Source organism: Pseudomonas sp. ASL7 (assembly GCF_056680375.1).
Map to the genome: position 1 here is coordinate 2,544,372 of NZ_CM155279.1, position 16,623 is coordinate 2,560,994.

Consider the following 16,623-nt stretch of genomic DNA (forward strand, 5'->3'; position numbering starts at 1 on the left):
ATGCCTGCTATCCCTATGGAGCATGGTCTGGCGGTCGCCGGCATCCTGTTCTGCCTCGGTCTGGTCGGCCTGATGGTCCGCCGCAACATTCTCTTCGTGCTGATGAGCCTGGAGGTCATGATGAATGCCTCCGCTTTGGCGTTCATCGTTGCCGGTAGCCGCTGGGCGCAGCCGGATGGACAGATCATGTTCATCCTGGTGATCAGCCTGGCAGCGGCCGAGGCCAGTATTGGCCTGGCGATTCTGTTGCAGCTGTATCGCCGCTTCCACACTCTCGATATCGACGCTGCCAGCGAGATGCGCGGATGAATCTTCTCTATCTGACTTTCGTATTCCCTCTCATAGGTTTCCTGCTGCTGTCGTTCTCTCGCGGCCGCCTCTCGGAAAACCTGTCGGCGCTGATTGGCGTCGGTTCCATCGGCCTGTCTGCCATCGTCGCGGCTTACGTGATCTGGCAATTCAACGTCGCGCCACCGCAAGGTGGCCACTACACCCAGGTGTTGTGGCAGTGGATGGCGGTGGAAGGCTTTACGCCAAACTTCGCGCTGTACCTGGATGGTCTGTCCGTGACCATGCTCGGCGTGGTTGTCGGCGTCGGCTTCCTGATCCACCTGTTCGCATCCTGGTACATGCGCGGTGAAGCCGGTTACTCGCGCTTCTTCGCCTACACCAACCTGTTTATCGCCAGCATGCTGTTCCTGGTCCTGGGCGATAACCTGTTGTTCCTGTACTTCGGTTGGGAAGGCGTGGGCCTGTGCTCGTACCTGTTGATCGGTTTCTACTACAGCAACCGCAACAACGGTAACGCGGCGCTCAAAGCCTTTATCGTCACCCGCATCGGCGACGTGTTCATGGCCATCGGCCTGTTCATCCTGTTTGCGCAATTGGGCACACTGAACATCCAGGACCTGCTGGTCAAGGCGCCTGAACACTTCAAGGTCGGCGACTTCTGGATCGTTCTGGCGACCCTGATGCTGCTGGGCGGCGCTGTCGGTAAATCCGCACAACTGCCGTTGCAAACCTGGCTGGCGGATGCGATGGCCGGTCCTACTCCGGTTTCGGCACTGATCCACGCCGCGACCATGGTGACCGCCGGTGTTTACCTGATCGCCCGTACTCACGGCCTGTTCGCCCTGGCACCGGATATCCTGCACCTGGTCGGCGTCGTGGGTGGCGTGACCCTGGTGCTGGCAGGTTTTGCCGCACTGGTGCAGACCGACATCAAACGTATCCTCGCCTACTCGACCATGAGCCAGATCGGCTACATGTTCCTGGCGCTGGGCGTCGGTGCCTGGGATGGCGCGATCTTCCACCTGATGACCCACGCCTTCTTCAAGGCGCTGCTGTTCCTTGCTTCCGGTTCGGTGATCGTTGCCTGCCACCACGAGCAGAACATCTTCAAGATGGGCGGCCTGTGGAAGAAACTGCCACTGGCCTACGCCAGCTTCATCGTTGGCGGCGCGGCCCTTTCGGCCCTGCCACTGGTGACCGCAGGCTTCTACTCCAAGGACGAAATCCTCTGGGAAGCCTTCGCCAGCGGCAACCACGGTCTGCTGTATGCAGGTCTGGTCGGTGCGTTCATGACGTCGCTGTACACCTTCCGCCTGATCTTCATCGCGTTCCACGGTGAAGTGAAGACCGAAGCGCATGCCGGTCACGGCATCGCTCACTGGCTGCCATTGTCGGTGCTGATCGTGCTGTCGACCTTCGTCGGCGCCATGATCGTTCCGCCACTGCACGGTGTGCTGCCGGAAAGCGTCGGCCATGCCGGTGGCGAAGCCAAGCACAGTCTGGAAATCGCCTCGGGCGCCATCGCCCTGTCCGGTATCCTGCTGGCCGCGCTGCTGTTCCTCGGCAAGCGTCGTTTCGTCACTGCAATCGCCAACAGCGGCATCGGCCGTTTCCTTTCGGCCTGGTGGTTCGCTGCCTGGGGCTTCGACTGGATCTACGACAAACTGTTCGTCAAGCCATACCTTGCGATCAGCCACGTACTACGCAGAGACCCGCTCGACCAGACCATCGGTCTGATCCCGCGTATGGCCAAAGGCAGTCACACCGCCCTGAGCCGTACCGAAACCGGTCAACTGCGTTGGTACGCGGCATCGATGGCTGCCGGCTCCGTGCTGGTCATCGGCGCCATCGTGCTGGTAGCGGTCTGAATATGAACCTTGCGAACTTGCGAAAGGAATTGAGCCCGTCATGATTCTGCCTTGGCTAATCCTGATCCCCTTCATCGGCGGCCTGCTGTGCTGGATGGGTGAGCGCTTCGGCGCTACCCTCCCCCGCTGGATTGCGCTGTTGACCATGACCCTGGAACTCGCGCTCGGCCTCTGGCTGTGGGCCCACGGTAATTATTCATTTGCACCGGCGCCTGGCGCCGATCCGACCTGGGCGCTTGAGTTCAAGCACATCTGGATCGAGCGCTTCGGCATCAGCGTGCACCTGGCCCTCGACGGCCTGTCGCTGTTGATGATCCTGCTGACCGGTCTGCTGGGTATCCTCTCGGTACTCTGCTCGTGGAAAGAGATCCAGCGTCACGTTGGCTTCTTCCACCTGAACCTGATGTGGATCCTGGGCGGCGTTGTTGGCGTGTTCCTCGCCCTCGACCTGTTCATGTTCTTCTTCTTCTGGGAAATGATGCTGGTGCCGATGTACTTCCTCATCGCGCTCTGGGGTCACAGTTCTTCGGACGGCAAGAAAACCCGGATCTACGCGGCGACCAAGTTCTTCATCTTCACTCAGGCGTCCGGCCTGATCATGTTGGTGGCGATCCTGGGCCTGGTACTGGTCAACTTCAACAGCACCGGCGTGATTACCTTCAACTACGCCGACCTGTTGAAAACCAAGATGTCGCTCACTACCGAGTACATCCTGATGCTCGGCTTCTTCATCGCTTTCGCGGTGAAGCTGCCAGTGGTGCCGTTCCACTCCTGGTTGCCTGACGCTCACGCCCAGGCACCGACCGCGGGTTCCGTCGACCTGGCCGGCATCTTGTTGAAGACAGCGGCTTACGGTCTGCTGCGATTCGCCCTGCCGCTGTTCCCGAATGCTTCGGCCGAGTTCGCGCCGTTTGCCATGACCCTCGGTCTGATCGGGATCTTCTACGGTGCATTCCTGGCTTTCGCACAAACCGACATCAAGCGTTTGATCGCCTACTCCTCCGTTTCCCACATGGGCTTCGTGTTGATCGGCATCTACTCCGGCAGCCAACTGGCGCTGCAGGGCGCGGTGATGCAGATGCTGGCTCACGGTCTGTCGGCCGCGGCACTCTTTATCTTGAGTGGCCAACTGTACGAACGTACCCACACCCGCGACATGCGTGAGATGGGTGGCTTGTGGTCGAAGATCGCTTACCTGCCGGCCATCAGCCTGTTCTTTGCGGCCGCGTCCCTGGGCTTGCCGGTCACCGGCAACTTCGTCGGCGAGTTCCTGATCCTGATCGGCACGTTCGCCGCTGCACCGTGGGTCACCGTGATCGCGACGGCGGGCCTGGTGTTCGGTTCGGTCTACTCGCTGATCATGATCCACCGTGCCTACTTCGGCCCGTCCAAATCGGACGCGGTGCTGCATGGCATGGATGGTCGCGAACTGATCATGGTGGTCGGGCTGGCGGCGCTGCTGATTTACATCGGCGTGTACCCGCAACCGTTCCTCGATACCTCTGCCGCGACGATGCATGGCGTGCAGCAGTGGTTCGGCTCCGCCTTCACTCAACTCGCTTCGGCCCGGTAAGAGCGCTATGGAATTCACGACTCAACACTTTATCGCGCTTGCGCCGTTGTTGATCACCAGCGCCACGATCATCGTGGTGATGCTGGCGATCGCCTGGCGCCGCAACCACTCGCAGACCTTCCTGATTTCCGTGGCAGGTCTGAACCTGGCGTTGCTGTCGATCCTGCCAGCGCTGAAAGTCGCGCCATTGGCGGTGACCCCACTGCTGCAAATCGATAGCTTCGCGTGTCTGTACATGGCGCTGATCCTGGTTGCCACCCTCGCTTGTGTGACCCTCGCCCACGCCTACCTCGGCGATGGCGGTTCGGGTTACCCCGGCAACCGTGAAGAACTTTACCTGCTGATCCTGATGGCCGCTGCGGGTGGCCTGGTACTGGTCAGCGCGCAGCACCTGGCCGGGTTGTTCGTCGGTCTGGAACTGCTCTCGGTACCGGTTTACGGTCTGGTGGCTTACGCCTTCTTCAACAAGCGTTCGCTGGAAGCCGGCATCAAGTACATGGTGCTGTCGGCCGCCGGTTCCGCGTTCCTGTTGTTCGGTATGGCCCTGCTCTACGCCGACGCAGGCTCCCTGAGCTTTGTCGGTATCGGCAAGGCCCTGGCGGCCACCGGGCTGCCAAGCTCGCTGGCTCAGATGGGCCTGGGCATGATGCTGATCGGTCTGGCGTTCAAGCTGTCGCTGGTGCCATTCCACCTCTGGACCCCGGACGTTTACGAAGGTGCTCCGGCACCGGTGGCCGCGTTCCTGGCGACCGCGTCGAAAGTCGCTGTGTTCGCGGTAATGGTGCGCCTGTTCCAGATTTCGCCAGCGGCGAGCAGCGGTGTATTGAGCGACGTACTGACCATCATCGCCATCGCGTCGATCCTGTTCGGTAACTTGCTGGCACTGACCCAAAGCAACCTCAAGCGTCTGCTGGGTTACTCGTCCATCGCTCACTTCGGTTACCTGCTGATCGCCCTGGTGGCGAGCAAAGGCCTGGCCGTGGAAGCCATCGGCGTGTACCTGGTCACCTACGTCATCACCAGTCTCGGTGCGTTCGGCGTGATCACACTGATGTCCTCGCCGTACAACGGCCGTGACGCCGATGCCCTGTACGAATACCGCGGCCTGTTCTGGCGCCGTCCGTACCTGACCGCCGTACTGACCGTGATGATGCTGTCCCTCGCCGGTATCCCGCTGACCGCGGGCTTCATCGGCAAGTTCTACATCATTGCGACCGGCGTCGAGTCGCACCAATGGTGGCTGGTCGGTTCCCTGGTACTGGGCAGCGCCATCGGCGTCTTCTACTACCTGCGCGTCATGGTCACCCTGTACCTGATCGAGCCGAACCTGCGTCGCCACGATGCGCAACTGCACTGGGAACAACGTGCTGGCGGCGTGATGCTGCTGGCCATCGCCGTCCTTGCGTTCTTCCTCGGTCTGTATCCGCAGCCGTTGCTGGTTTTGGTTAAGCAGGCCGTACTGGCGGGTTGATCGCTTAAGCAGTAGTGGCTAGAAAACAGAAACGGCACCTTCGGGTGCCGTTTTTGCTTTTGTAAGAATTGTTACCGCTGCACTCGCCTCCTCCCACAATCCTGGAAAGCCCTCGCCGGTTTGTCCGTTTCGTCCTACAGCCAGCATTGGGGATTTAGCTCTATCCTGGATGACGACTGGATGGAGCAATCGAGACGAGAGCCAATAATGAAACGTGACCTGTTTTTTGAGTTAGTAGACACCTTGGCCGCCCGGCGCCAAGGCAATGTCACGCGGCTACCCGACAAAGCGACCCTCACCCACCGGCCACTGGAGCCAATAGGGAAACCCTGCGGCAAGCGAATCGGAACGATGAAAGGCAAACTGGTCATTCCTGAAGACTTTGACACGCCACTTCCGCACGACATACTCGATGCTTTCGAAGGCACTCAAGAATGAGGCTTCTGCTCGACACGCACATCCTGCTTTGGATACTCAGTGATGATTCCAGATTATCGGGCAATGCCAGAAAGCTCATTGAGAGCGCCGCAGACATTTACATCAGTGCTGTAAGGTATTTGCTCGGCTGAATAAGTTTGGTGTCCGGTCTGACCTTTTCGCGAGCAGGCTCGCTCCCACAGGGGTCTCCTGTAAGCACAGTCCAAATGTGAGAGCGAGCCTGCTCGCGAAGATCTCAGCCCAGACACCCGTTTCTGACAATCCTGATTCATCCAGTGTTCATCAACTGTCATCCAGTCTCCGTCTACTGAATGAAGCCATTGACCGCGCCGGCTAAACGTGACGAAATGTTTCAGATTTTAGACCTGCTTGTCTTGAACCAAACACCTCCCTTCCCTCTTATTCTCACAGGATAAGTGCTTTGACAAATATCTGTTCCAGCGGCCTTGATATAGGGTTTGCATCTCTGGATTACCTGCAAATAGGCATTCTGGGCATCATTCAAGGCATCACCGAATTGTTGCCCGTTTCTTCCACTGCTCATATGCGAATCGTACCCGCCCTTCTTGGCTGGCCCGATCCTGGTTCGGCGTTTTCCGCCGCCATGCAACTGGCCGCGCTGGCGGCTGTGGTCAGCTATTTCTGGCGCGATGTGAGACAAGTTGTCACCGGCAGTGTGGACGCGGTGCGGCAAGGTGACTACAACAACCAGTGGTTCAAGCTGGCCGTTGCCATCCTGCTGGCGACCATCCCGATCGGCATTGCAGGGCTGGCCTTATCCTCAACACTCAACGCCTGTAACTCGCCATTGAGAGGCCTGATGGTGATCGGGATTTCATGCGTGGTGATGGCCGTTTTGCTGGCAGCCGCCGAGCTCAGTTGCCGCCACCGCCGCACCGTTGGCGAAATGCGTCTGCGTGATGCCCTGATTGTCGGTATTGCCCAGATCGGCGCGCTGATTCCCGGGGTTTCCCGTTCCGGTTCAACCCTTACGGCCGCGCTCTTCCTTAATTTCAAACGCGAAGAGGCGGCGCGCTTTTCTTTCCTGCTGGGTCTGCCCGCTATCGCCTTGGCTGGCCTGAAAGAACTGTGGGTTCTGTACCATGCCCAACTCTCCACGCAAGCTTGGGCACACCTGGTGTTCGGCTTGGTTGTCGCCAGTGTCTCGGCGTTTTTCGCAATCTGGGGCTTGATGAAGTTCCTGGAAAAATTTTCCACCTGGCCTTTTGTCATTTACCGCGCGGTACTGGGCATTTTTCTGATCGTCGCCGTCAGCACCGGCCTCTTGAGCTGACTCAGCTCAAAGGTCCCTAGGGCCAAGCCCAAAAACAAAAACCCGCACAAGGCGGGTTTTTGTTTTTAATCAAAGTAGCGATCAGTCAGCCAGACGCCAGGTCGTGCCGCCCTTGCCGTCTTCCAGCACCACGCCCATGGCGGTGAGCTGGTCGCGGATGCGGTCCGATTCGGCCCAGTCTTTGCCAGCACGAGCCGCCAGGCGCGCAGCAATCAGCGCATCCACTTCAGCGGCATCAACCCGGCCTTCAGCGCCCGCCTGCAGGAAGTCATCGGCTTCCAGCTGCAACACGCCCAACACACTGGCCAGCTCTTTCAAGCGTGCCGCCAAACCGGCCGCCGCATCGAGATCGCTCTCGCGCAGGCGGTTGATCTCGCGGACCATTTCGAACAGCACCGCACACGCTTCCGGCGTGCCGAAGTCGTCGTTCATCACCTGGGTGAAACGCTCGACAAAGGCTTCGCCACCGGCCGGTGCCACGTTCGGCAAGCCTTTGAGTGCGTGGTAGAAACGCTCAAGTGCGCCCTTGGCGTCCTTGAGGTTGTCTTCCGAATAGTTGATCGCGCTGCGGTAGTGGCTCGACACCAGCAAGTAACGCACGACTTCCGGGTGGTACTTTTCCAGCACATCGCGAATGGTGAAGAAGTTGTTCAAGGACTTGGACATCTTCTCGCCATTGATGCGAATCATGCCGCAATGCATCCACGCGTTGGCGTAAGTCTTGCCAGTGGCCGCTTCGCTCTGGGCGATTTCGTTTTCGTGGTGCGGGAACTCGAGGTCACTGCCGCCGCCATGAATGTCAAAGGTCTCGCCGAGGCAGCAGGTGGACATCACCGAGCACTCGATGTGCCAGCCCGGGCGACCGTCGCCCCAAGGCGAAGGCCAGCTCGGTTCGCCCGGCTTGGCGCCTTTCCACAGCACGAAGTCCAGCGGGTCCTGCTTGGACTCGTCGACTTCGATCCGCGCGCCGATGCGCAGGTCTTCGATTTTCTTGCGCGACAGTTTGCCGTAGCCCATGAACTTGGCGACGCGGTAGTACACGTCGCCATTGCCCGGGGCGTAGGCGAAACCCTTGTCGATCAAGGTCTGGATCATGGTCTGCATGCCAGCGATATGATCGGTGGCCCGCGGTTCCATGTCCGGTTTCTTGATGTTCAGGCGCGCTTCATCTTCGTGCATCGCCGCGATCATGCGCTCGGTCAACGCCTCGAACGACTCGCCGTTTTCGTTGGCCCGATTGATGATCTTGTCGTCAATGTCGGTGATGTTGCGCACGTAGGTCAGGTCGTAACCGCTGAAGCGCAACCAGCGGGTGACCAGGTCGAACGCAACCATGCTGCGGCCGTGGCCGAGGTGGCAGTAGTCGTACACGGTCATCCCGCAGACGTACATGCGCACCTTATTGCCATCCAGCGGCTTGAAGACTTCTTTGCTCTTGGTGAGCGTGTTGTAGATCGTAAGCACGTTAAATCCCTTGAATCACTGGCCCCACGAATCACGCAGGGTCACGGTACGGTTGAATACCGGAGCGCCCGGTTTCGAGTCCTTGATATCCGCGCAGAAGTAACCTTCGCGCTCGAACTGGAAACGGTCTTCCGGCTGTGCGTTGCCCAGCGAAGGCTCGGCACGACAACCGGTAAGCACCTGCAGCGAGTCAGGGTTGATGTTGTCCAGGAAACCGGCGCTGTCTTCAGCCTTCTCCGGGTTCGGCGAACGGAACAGACGATCGTACAGACGCACTTCACACTCGACGCTGGCCGCTGCGGGTACCCAGTGCACCACGCCTTTGACCTTGCGGCCTTCAGGGTTCTTGCCCAGGGTTTGCGGGTCATACGAGCAACGCAGCTCGACGATGTTGCCATCGGCGTCCTTGATCGCTTCGTCGGCACGGATCACGTAGCTGCCGCGCAGACGGACTTCGCCGTTTGGCTCCAGGCGCTTGTAGCCTTTTGGCGGCTCTTCCATGAAGTCTTCACGGTCGATGTAGATTTCACGGGCGAACGGCAGAACGCGCACGCCCATGTCTTCTTTCGGGTGGCACGCCAATTCGAGGTTCTCGACCTGGCCTTCCGGGTAGTTGGTGATCACGACTTTCAGCGGACGCAGCACGCACATGGCACGCGGGGCGCTGTGGTCGAGGTCGTCACGGATGCTGAATTCCAGCATGCCGAAGTCGACCACGCCGTCGGAACGGTTGGTGCCGACCATTTCGCAGAAGTTACGGATCGATTTCGGCGTGTAGCCACGGCGGCGGAAGCCCGACAACGTGGACATGCGCGGATCGTCCCAGCCATTGACGTGTTTCTCGTCTACCAGCTGCTTGAGCTTGCGCTTGCTGGTGATGGTGTAGTTCAGGTTCAGACGGCTGAACTCATACTGACGCGGTTGCGCCGGCACGGGCAGGTTTTCGAGGAACCACTCGTACAGCGGACGGTGGCTTTCGAACTCCAGGGTGCAGATCGAGTGGGTAATGCCTTCGATGGCGTCCGACTGACCGTGGGTGAAGTCATAGTTCGGGTAGATGCACCACTTGTCACCGGTCTGGTGGTGGTGAGCATGACGGATCCGATACATGATCGGGTCGCGCAGGTTCATGTTCGGCGAAGCCATGTCGATCTTGGCCCGCAGCACGCGTGCGCCATCAGGGAACTCGCCGGCGCGCATGCGGGCGAACCAATCCAGGTTCTCTTCGACGCTGCGGTCGCGGAACGGGCTGTTTTTGCCCGGCTCGGTCAGGCTGCCACGGTATTCCTTGGCCTGTTCAGGGCTCAGGTCGTCGACATAGGCCTTGCCGGCCTTGATCAATTCAACGGCCCAGTCGTGCAACTGGTCGAAATACTGCGAGGCATAGCGCACTTCACCGGACCACTCGAAGCCCAGCCATTTGACGTCGCTTTCGATCGCGTCGATGTATTCCTGGTCTTCCTTGGCCGGGTTGGTGTCGTCGAAACGCAGGTGCGTCACGCCGCCAAACTCCTGGGCCAGGCCGAAGTTCACACAGATCGACTTGGCGTGACCGATGTGCAGGTAGCCGTTGGGCTCAGGCGGGAAACGAGTGACGATCTGCGTGTGCTTACCCGAGTCCAGGTCCGCCTGGATGATCGGGCGCAGGAAGTTGACCGGCACAGCAGGTCCGGTCTTGGAATTCGAGGTAGGGTCGACAGTGGGCTTGCTCATAGGATCCTTGAACAGACAAAGTGCGTGGCCTGATAGCCAGATAAATCAAAGCCGCTATCATAGCCGATGCCGTTAACCCCCTGACAGAGCAAGACCTAAAACTGCTGCTTTTAATACCAGGCGGTAAAAATTCCGGCGCAAAACCCGGAAATCTCACGCTAAACTGCACGCCTTGGCCATTACTTAGCCTAGAGGCTCGGGTCTTGACTGCCCCGAGACACACGAATTCCTTGAAAGAGTACCGATCATGACCCAAGTCAAACTGACGACCAACCATGGCGACATCGTCCTGGAACTGAACGCTGAGAAAGCCCCGATCACCGTGGCCAACTTCATCGAGTACGTCAAAGCCGGTCACTACGAAAACACTGTTTTCCACCGCGTCATCGGTAACTTCATGATCCAGGGCGGCGGTTTCGAGCCTGGCATGAAAGAAAAGAAAGACAAGCGCCCAAGCATCCAGAACGAAGCCGACAACGGCCTGCCGAACGTGAAGTACAGCGTGGCCATGGCGCGCACCATGGAGCCGCATTCGGCTTCCGCCCAGTTCTTCATCAACGTGGCTGATAACAGCTTCCTGAACCACAGCGCCAAGACCACTCAGGGTTGGGGCTACGCGGTATTCGCTAAAGTGGTTGAAGGCACTGACGTGGTCGACAAGATCAAAGGTGTTTCCACCACCATGAAATCCGGCCACCAGGACGTACCAGCAGACGACGTGATCATCGAGAAAGCCGAGATCATTGAGTGATATTGCTGATTTCAGACTTGCATCTGGAAGAGGAGCGCCCGGACATTACCCGGGCGTTTCTGGATTTGCTCGCCGGACGCGCCCGCTCGGCGAGTGCGTTGTACATTTTGGGCGACTTTTTCGAGGTGTGGATTGGCGACGATGCCATGACGCCCTTTCAGCGCTCCATCTGCCAGGCCCTGCGCGAACTCAGCGACAGCGGCACGGCCATTTTTCTGATGCACGGTAATCGCGACTTCATGCTCGGCCAGGCCTTTTGCAAACAGGCCGGCTGCACGCTGCTGAAGGACCCGAGTGTCGTGCAGTTTTACGGTGAGCCGGTGCTATTGATGCACGGTGATAGCCTCTGCACCCGCGACGAGGCTTATATGAAGCTGCGTCGTTACCTGCGTAACCCTATCTCCCTGTTCATCCTGCGCCACCTGCCTTTGCGCACTCGCCATAAACTGGCGCGCAAGCTACGCAGCGAAAGCCGTGCGCAGACGCGGATGAAGGCCAATGACATTGTTGATGTCACGCCGGACGAAGTGCCGCGGATCATGCAGGCCTATGGCGTGAAAACGTTGATTCATGGGCACACCCATCGCCCGGCCATTCACAAGTTGCAGATCGGCGAGCAAGCGGCCAAGCGCATTGTGTTGGGGGATTGGGATCGTCAGGGGTGGGCGTTGCAGGTGGATGAGCAAGGGTTTGCATTGGCACCTTTTGATTTCGCCCCGCCACCGCAGTTGGCAGCACCCGCTAACTGACTACCCAACACCAAACCCTGTAGGAGCGAGCTTGCTCGCGAAGGTGTGTCAGCTACATTGATGTCGACTGACACACCTTCGCGAGCAGGCTCGCTCCCACATTGACCGTGTTGTGTTTAGTGACCGGCCGCTTCCGGTCCCGCCTTCGCCGCAAACGGCGGTTTCGCCAGCCATACAATCAGTATCAGCCCCATGAACCCCCACCCCAGCAACGTGAAGTAATCCACGGTGGAGAGCATGTACGCCTGGCTGGTCAGCACATGATCCAGCTGCGCATACGCCGGGCTACCGGCCCCGCCCAGATTGTGCAAGGCATCCCGGGTCGCCGGGTCATAGGTGGTGATGCTTTCACTCAAATACGCATGATGCTGATCCGCCCGACGAATCCAGATCCACGTCGTCAGCGACGCCGCAAAACTACCGCCCAACGTCCGCAGGAACGTTGCCAGGCCTGCGCCGTCGGCGATCTGGCTCGGTGGCAAATCCGACATCAAAATGCTCAGGGTCGGCATGAAGAACAGCGCCACGCCAATCCCCATAAACAGCTGCACCAGCGCGATGTGCTGGAAATCGACTTCGTTGGTAAACCCGGCACGCATGAAGCAACTCAAGCCAATCGCCAAAAACGCGCCGCCCGCCAGTAATCGCAGGTCGAACTTGTGCGCGTATCGGCCGACAAACGGCGACAGGATCACCGGCAGAATGCCAATCGGCGCCACTGCCAACCCCGCCCAGGTCGCGGTGTAGCCCATCTGGGTTTGCAGCCATTGCGGCAGGATCAGGTTGATCCCGAAGAATCCGGCATACCCCAACACCAACACCAGGGTGCCGATGCGGAAGTTGCGGTAAGCGAACAACCGCAGGTTCACCACCGGGTGCTTGTCGGTCATTTCCCAGATCACAAACACCGCCAGCGCAATCACCGAAATGGCCGCGCCAACGACGATGAAGCTCGACTCGAACCAGTCGAGGTCGTTGCCCTTGTCGAGGATCACCTGCAACGCGCCAACGCCAATGATCAGCGTGATCAACCCCACATAATCCATCGGTTGGTAACTGGTCTCCACCGGCCGTGTCTTGAGCTGCGAACGCACCACCATCACCGCGAAAATCCCGATGGGGACGTTGATAAAGAAGATCCACGGCCAGCTATAACTGTCGGTAATCCAGCCGCCCAGGATCGGGCCGGCAATCGGCGCCACCACCGTAACCATCGCCAGCAACGCCAGGGCCATGCCGCGCCTGGCGGGCGGATAGACCGCGATCAGCAGCGTCTGGGTCATCGGGTACAACGGGCCTGCCACCAAGCCTTGCAAGACACGGAAGCCAATCAGCTCCGGCATCGACGTGGAGATCCCGCAAAGAAACGAGGCCAGCACAAACAGAATCGTCGCCCAGAGGAATAGCTTGACCTCACCAAAGCGCCGACTGAGCCAACCAGTCAGCGGCAGTGCGATGGCGTTACTCACGGCAAACGAAGTAATCACCCAGGTGCCCTGCTCCGAACTCACGCCCAGGTTGCCGGAAATCGTCGGCAGCGCCACGTTGGCGATGGTGGTGTCGAGCACTTGCATGAAAGTTGCCAGCGACAGGCCAATGGTGCTGAGCACCAGGCTGGGCGGCGTGAAAGACGCGTTATTGCTCATCGCGAATCCTTTGGAACCTGATGGGTGCTGCGCCTGTTACAGACGCAGCTAACCCTGTGGGAGCGAGCCTGCTCGCGAAGGCGGATTAACATTCAACATCTTTGTTGATTGATCCACCGCTATCGCGAGCAGGCTCGCTCCCACAGGGTCGGTGTGATGGCGAATCAGCGTTGAGCAGTTTTACTGACCGCGGCGCTGTTGTCGTGGATCAACTGAGCGATCATGGCGTCAGCCTCGGCCAACTGACGGTCGTAGACGTTGGTGCTGAACGAGGCCTTTTGCGGCGGCTGTTGCGCCAGCACCGGACCGCTCTGGTCGCGCAGATTCACATCGACCTGAGTCGACAGGCCGACCCGCAATGGGTGCTTGGCCAGTTCTTCGGCGTTGATGTGAATCCGCACGGGCACACGCTGGACGATCTTGATCCAGTTGCCGGTGGCGTTCTGCGCCGGCAACAGGGCAAACGCGCTGCCGGTACCGGCACCGAGGCTGTCGATGGTGCCGCTGAATTTCACGTCGCTGCCATAGAGGTCGGCCTGGATATCCACCGGCTGACCGATGCGCATGTCACGCAGCTGGGTTTCCTTGAAGTTGGCGTCGATCCACAGCTGATCCAGCGGGATCACCGCCATCAACGCGATTCCCGGCTGGACGCGTTGACCGAGCTGCACAGAGCGTTTGGCCACGTAACCGGTGACCGGCGCGATCAAGGTGCTGCGGGAATTGTTCAGGTACGCCTGACGCAATTGCGCGGCGGCGGACATTACGTCCGGGTGCGACGAAACCACCGTGTCATCCACCAGGGCACTGGTGGTTTTCAGTTGCTGCTTGGCGTTGGCCAGGGCGTTTTGCGCCGAGGTCAAGTCGTCGCGAGCGTGGGACAGTTCTTCCTGGGAAATCGCCCCGCCAGCGGCCAGGTTTTTCCGACGATTGAAATTGTCCTGCGCCTTCTGCACTGCTGCCTGTTGAGCGTTGACCTGCGCTTTCATGCCGTCGACGTTGCTGTACAAGCCGCGAACCTGGCGAACGGTACGAGCCAGGTTGGCCTGGGCACTTTGCAGGCCGACTTCGGCGTCGTTCGGGTCGAAATTGATCAGCACCTGACCTTCATGGACCAGGTCGCCATCGTCGGCGCCGATGCTGACCACGGTGCCGGTGACCAACGGGGTGATTTCCACCACGTTGCCGTTCACGTAGGCGTCATCGGTGCTTTCGTTCCAGCGACCATAGAATTGGTGATAACCCCAGACGCCGACACCGGCGAGCATCACCACGATGGCCAGTACCACCAGCATGACTTTGCGTTTTCGCGGGTTGCTGGTGTCTTGAGCGCTATCAGACGCTTTATCAGTTGGAGCGGGAGTTGTTTCGGCAATGGCCATGACAAATACCTTGAATTAGTGGGTCAGCGTGGCTGGGGTTGTTTTGGTTGCAGCCAGGGTCTCGCCCTGGAAGCCGCCACCCAACGCCTGCATCAGTTGGATCGACAGGTCGATCTGCTCGGCATTCAGGTTGGCCAGCTGACGCTGGGCCTGGAGCAATTGCTGTTCGATGCTGAGCACGTCCAGGTAGTTGCCGATGCCGGAACCGTACCGCTGGACCCCGGTGTTGTAAGAATCCTGAGCGATGTCGGTGGCGTGCTGCTGAGCGCCGATCTGCCGGCCGATATCGCGCAACTGGTTGATGGTGTCGCTGACATCACCCAGGGCTTTCACCAGATTTTTGTTGTACTGCGCCACCGCGAGGTCGTAATCGGCGTCGCGGGAATCGAGGTTGGCACGCAGGCGGCCGCCGTCGAAAATCGGCACCGAGATCGTCGGCGCGATATTGAAGAAACGACTGGCCGAACCGAACATCGCGTCGCCCAGCAAAGATTCGGTACCCGCTGCCGCACTGAGGTTCAGGTTGGGATAGAACTGTGTTTTGCCGGCGGCGATGTTCTTGTTCGCAGCCTCAACCCGCCAGCGTGCTGCCACCAGGTCTGGACGACGACCGAGCAATTCCGCCGGCAGTACCGAGGGCAACGCCACGGCGCTGGCCTGTAGGGTTTTCGGTCGGGCAATTTCATTGCCACGATCCGGGCCTTTGCCGAGCAGCACGGCCAGGGCGATTTTGGCGCTTTGCAGGCGTTTCTCGGCGTCGATCAGGCTGGCTTCGGACGTGGCTTCCAGGCTTTCGGTTTGCTGGAACTGGTACTGGCTGTCGATCCCGGAACTCAGGCGACGCTGGCCCAGGTCGAGCATCTGCCGGGTCCGTTTGAGGTCGTCGCTCGCCAGGTCATACACGATATGCGCCTGACCCAAATTGTTGTAAGCGCGAGCGACATCGGCAGACAGGGTCAACTGCGCGGCCTGTTGATCGACTTCCGCTGCTCGGGCCTGGCCCAACGCGGCTTCCCAGGTGTCACGCTGACCGCCCCAGAGATCAAAGTTGTAATTGAAACTGGCACCGATACTGCGCACGGTGGCGTAAGTATCACCTTGCCCGGTTGGGTCTTGATACTTGGCCAGGCGCGAACGGCTGACACCGGCGCTGGCATCGAGCGTCGGCATCCGCGCGGCATCGGCTGCATCAGCGGCTGCGCTGGCCTGGTGAACGCGGGCATCGGCAATTTGCATGTCGGGGCTGTCGTGCAGGGCTTCGCGAATCAGACCGTCGAGCTGTGGGTCACCGAGGCTTTTCCACCAGTCGCTTTTCGGCCAAGCGGCGGATGACAGGGTCACGCCGTTGAGGGATTGGCCGGCCTTGAGGTTTTTCGCATCGAGGCTGACACCTTCGGTGGTCAGGCCGCTATAGCTGGCGCAACCGGCCAGGGTCATGGCCGCCAGCACCAGGCTCAGGCCGGCACGCAAGGTTGTACTGCTCATTTGTCACCTACCCGCAGCAGGGTGATCGAGTCACCGGCTGCCACCAAAATTTTTTTCAGGATCTGTTCCAGGGTGTCCAACTCTTGCGGCGTAATCGCACCTGCCAGTTCATTCATGGCGTCGGCGCCGATGTGCGGCAGGAGGTCGGCGAGCTTCAGGCCCTCTTCAGTCAGCACCAACTGAACCTGACGGCGGTCCGCCTCGGAGCGTTGGCGGGCGAGGAAGCCTTTCTGTTCCAGACGATCGAGCATTCGGGTCATCGAGCCGCTGTCCAGCGACAGGTGCCGGCACAGCTCGGCCGGCGTATCGACGCCGAACTGGGCCATGATGATCAGCACTTTGAACTGCGCGGAGGTGATGCCGTGGGGTTCCATGTGCGTGTCGATGAGCCGGTCCTTGAGCAACGCAGCACGCCCGAGCAGGAGACCGAGGTGGCAATTTTTGAATTCGTCTGGGGTGAAATGTTTCATCTGACCACCAATTAGCTGCCTAGGCAGA

At 59.6% G+C, this 16,623-nt stretch carries 14 protein-coding genes and 1 pseudogene; 9 read left to right on the forward strand and 6 right to left on the reverse strand.

Annotated elements, in window-relative coordinates; genetic code table 11:
- The 7 genes and pseudogenes from nuoK (at position 1) to AC1MDT_RS11590 (ending at position 6,935) form a co-directional block, all read left to right on the forward strand.
- A complete protein-coding gene (nuoK, locus tag AC1MDT_RS11560) occupies positions 1-309 on the forward strand; it encodes an NADH-quinone oxidoreductase subunit NuoK (RefSeq protein ID WP_007946416.1) in 309 nt (102 codons plus the stop codon).
- Positions 306-2,159 (forward strand): NADH-quinone oxidoreductase subunit L, encoded by a 1,854-nt coding sequence (gene nuoL / locus AC1MDT_RS11565; RefSeq protein ID WP_480422139.1) that lies wholly within the window; start codon positions 306-308, stop codon positions 2,157-2,159. The genes nuoK and nuoL overlap by 4 nt, the downstream gene beginning before the upstream one ends.
- Positions 2,160-2,199: 40 nt before the next feature.
- Positions 2,200-3,732: an NADH-quinone oxidoreductase subunit M gene (gene nuoM / locus AC1MDT_RS11570; RefSeq protein ID WP_480422140.1), complete on the forward strand. Its 1,533-nt coding sequence runs from the start codon at positions 2,200-2,202 to the stop codon at positions 3,730-3,732.
- A 7-nt stretch (positions 3,733-3,739) separates the two neighbouring features.
- Entirely contained in the window at positions 3,740-5,203 is a 1,464-nt protein-coding gene (nuoN, locus tag AC1MDT_RS11575) for an NADH-quinone oxidoreductase subunit NuoN (RefSeq protein WP_480422141.1), read from the forward strand.
- 207 nt (positions 5,204-5,410) lie between these two features.
- Positions 5,411-5,641: a type II toxin-antitoxin system prevent-host-death family antitoxin gene (locus tag AC1MDT_RS11580; protein ID WP_480422142.1), complete on the forward strand. Its 231-nt coding sequence runs from the start codon at positions 5,411-5,413 to the stop codon at positions 5,639-5,641.
- Positions 5,638-5,760, forward strand: a pseudogene (locus AC1MDT_RS11585) (PIN domain-containing protein); the annotation flags it as partial. The gene AC1MDT_RS11580 and the pseudogene AC1MDT_RS11585, both read left to right, overlap by 4 nt.
- A 302-nt stretch (positions 5,761-6,062) precedes the next feature.
- Positions 6,063-6,935, forward strand: a complete 873-nt coding sequence (locus AC1MDT_RS11590) for an undecaprenyl-diphosphate phosphatase (protein ID WP_480422143.1) — start codon at positions 6,063-6,065, stop codon at positions 6,933-6,935.
- A gap of 81 nt (positions 6,936-7,016) precedes the next feature.
- On the opposite strand, the gene cysS is transcribed toward AC1MDT_RS11590, so the two are convergent.
- Positions 7,017-8,399 carry a cysteine--tRNA ligase gene (gene cysS / locus AC1MDT_RS11595; protein WP_480422144.1) on the reverse strand — a complete coding sequence of 461 codons (1,383 nt, stop codon included), beginning with the start codon at positions 8,397-8,399 and terminating at the stop codon, positions 7,017-7,019.
- A gap of 15 nt (positions 8,400-8,414) precedes the next feature.
- Positions 8,415-10,112, reverse strand: coding sequence for a glutamine--tRNA ligase/YqeY domain fusion protein (locus AC1MDT_RS11600; protein WP_480422145.1), 1,698 nt, complete (start codon positions 10,110-10,112; stop codon positions 8,415-8,417).
- Positions 10,113-10,359: 247 nt separating this feature from the next.
- Between AC1MDT_RS11600 and AC1MDT_RS11605 the strand changes: the two genes are divergently transcribed.
- Complete coding sequence (locus tag AC1MDT_RS11605) at positions 10,360-10,863, forward strand: peptidylprolyl isomerase (RefSeq protein WP_480422146.1); 504 nt, start codon at positions 10,360-10,362, stop codon at positions 10,861-10,863.
- Positions 10,860-11,612, forward strand: a complete 753-nt coding sequence (lpxH, locus tag AC1MDT_RS11610; protein ID WP_480422147.1) for a UDP-2,3-diacylglucosamine diphosphatase — start codon at positions 10,860-10,862, stop codon at positions 11,610-11,612. The genes AC1MDT_RS11605 and lpxH overlap by 4 nt, the downstream gene beginning before the upstream one ends.
- 116 nt (positions 11,613-11,728) lie before the next feature.
- Here lpxH and AC1MDT_RS11615 read toward each other — a convergent pair whose 3' ends face one another.
- From AC1MDT_RS11615 to AC1MDT_RS11630, 4 genes are all read right to left on the reverse strand, one after another.
- Complete coding sequence (locus tag AC1MDT_RS11615; protein WP_480422148.1) at positions 11,729-13,258, reverse strand: DHA2 family efflux MFS transporter permease subunit; 1,530 nt, start codon at positions 13,256-13,258, stop codon at positions 11,729-11,731.
- A gap of 164 nt (positions 13,259-13,422) precedes the next feature.
- Positions 13,423-14,640 carry an EmrA/EmrK family multidrug efflux transporter periplasmic adaptor subunit gene (locus AC1MDT_RS11620; RefSeq protein ID WP_480422149.1) on the reverse strand — a complete coding sequence of 406 codons (1,218 nt, stop codon included), beginning with the start codon at positions 14,638-14,640 and terminating at the stop codon, positions 13,423-13,425.
- 15 nt (positions 14,641-14,655) lie between these two features.
- Positions 14,656-16,125 carry an efflux transporter outer membrane subunit gene (locus AC1MDT_RS11625; RefSeq protein WP_480422150.1) on the reverse strand — a complete coding sequence of 490 codons (1,470 nt, stop codon included), beginning with the start codon at positions 16,123-16,125 and terminating at the stop codon, positions 14,656-14,658.
- Entirely contained in the window at positions 16,122-16,595 is a 474-nt protein-coding gene (locus AC1MDT_RS11630) for a MarR family winged helix-turn-helix transcriptional regulator (RefSeq protein WP_480422151.1), read from the reverse strand. The genes AC1MDT_RS11625 and AC1MDT_RS11630 overlap by 4 nt, the downstream gene beginning before the upstream one ends.
- Positions 16,596-16,623 lie beyond the last annotated feature (28 nt).

Coding starts and splice junctions, on each gene's coding strand:
- AC1MDT_RS11580 (WP_480422142.1), top strand. CDS start 5,411: ATGAAACGTGACCTGTTTTTTGAGTTAGTAGACACCTTGGCCGCCCGG.
- nuoK (WP_007946416.1), top strand. CDS start 1: ATGCCTGCTATCCCTATGGAGCATGGTCTGGCGGTCGCCGGCATCCTG.
- AC1MDT_RS11605 (WP_480422146.1), top strand. CDS start 10,360: ATGACCCAAGTCAAACTGACGACCAACCATGGCGACATCGTCCTGGAA.
- nuoL (WP_480422139.1), top strand. CDS start 306: ATGAATCTTCTCTATCTGACTTTCGTATTCCCTCTCATAGGTTTCCTG.
- nuoN (WP_480422141.1), top strand. CDS start 3,740: ATGGAATTCACGACTCAACACTTTATCGCGCTTGCGCCGTTGTTGATC.
- AC1MDT_RS11630 (WP_480422151.1), bottom strand. CDS start 16,595: ATGAAACATTTCACCCCAGACGAATTCAAAAATTGCCACCTCGGTCTC.
- AC1MDT_RS11625 (WP_480422150.1), bottom strand. CDS start 16,125: ATGAGCAGTACAACCTTGCGTGCCGGCCTGAGCCTGGTGCTGGCGGCC.
- AC1MDT_RS11620 (WP_480422149.1), bottom strand. CDS start 14,640: ATGGCCATTGCCGAAACAACTCCCGCTCCAACTGATAAAGCGTCTGAT.
- AC1MDT_RS11615 (WP_480422148.1), bottom strand. CDS start 13,258: ATGAGCAATAACGCGTCTTTCACGCCGCCCAGCCTGGTGCTCAGCACC.
- AC1MDT_RS11600 (WP_480422145.1), bottom strand. CDS start 10,112: ATGAGCAAGCCCACTGTCGACCCTACCTCGAATTCCAAGACCGGACCT.
- nuoM (WP_480422140.1), top strand. CDS start 2,200: ATGATTCTGCCTTGGCTAATCCTGATCCCCTTCATCGGCGGCCTGCTG.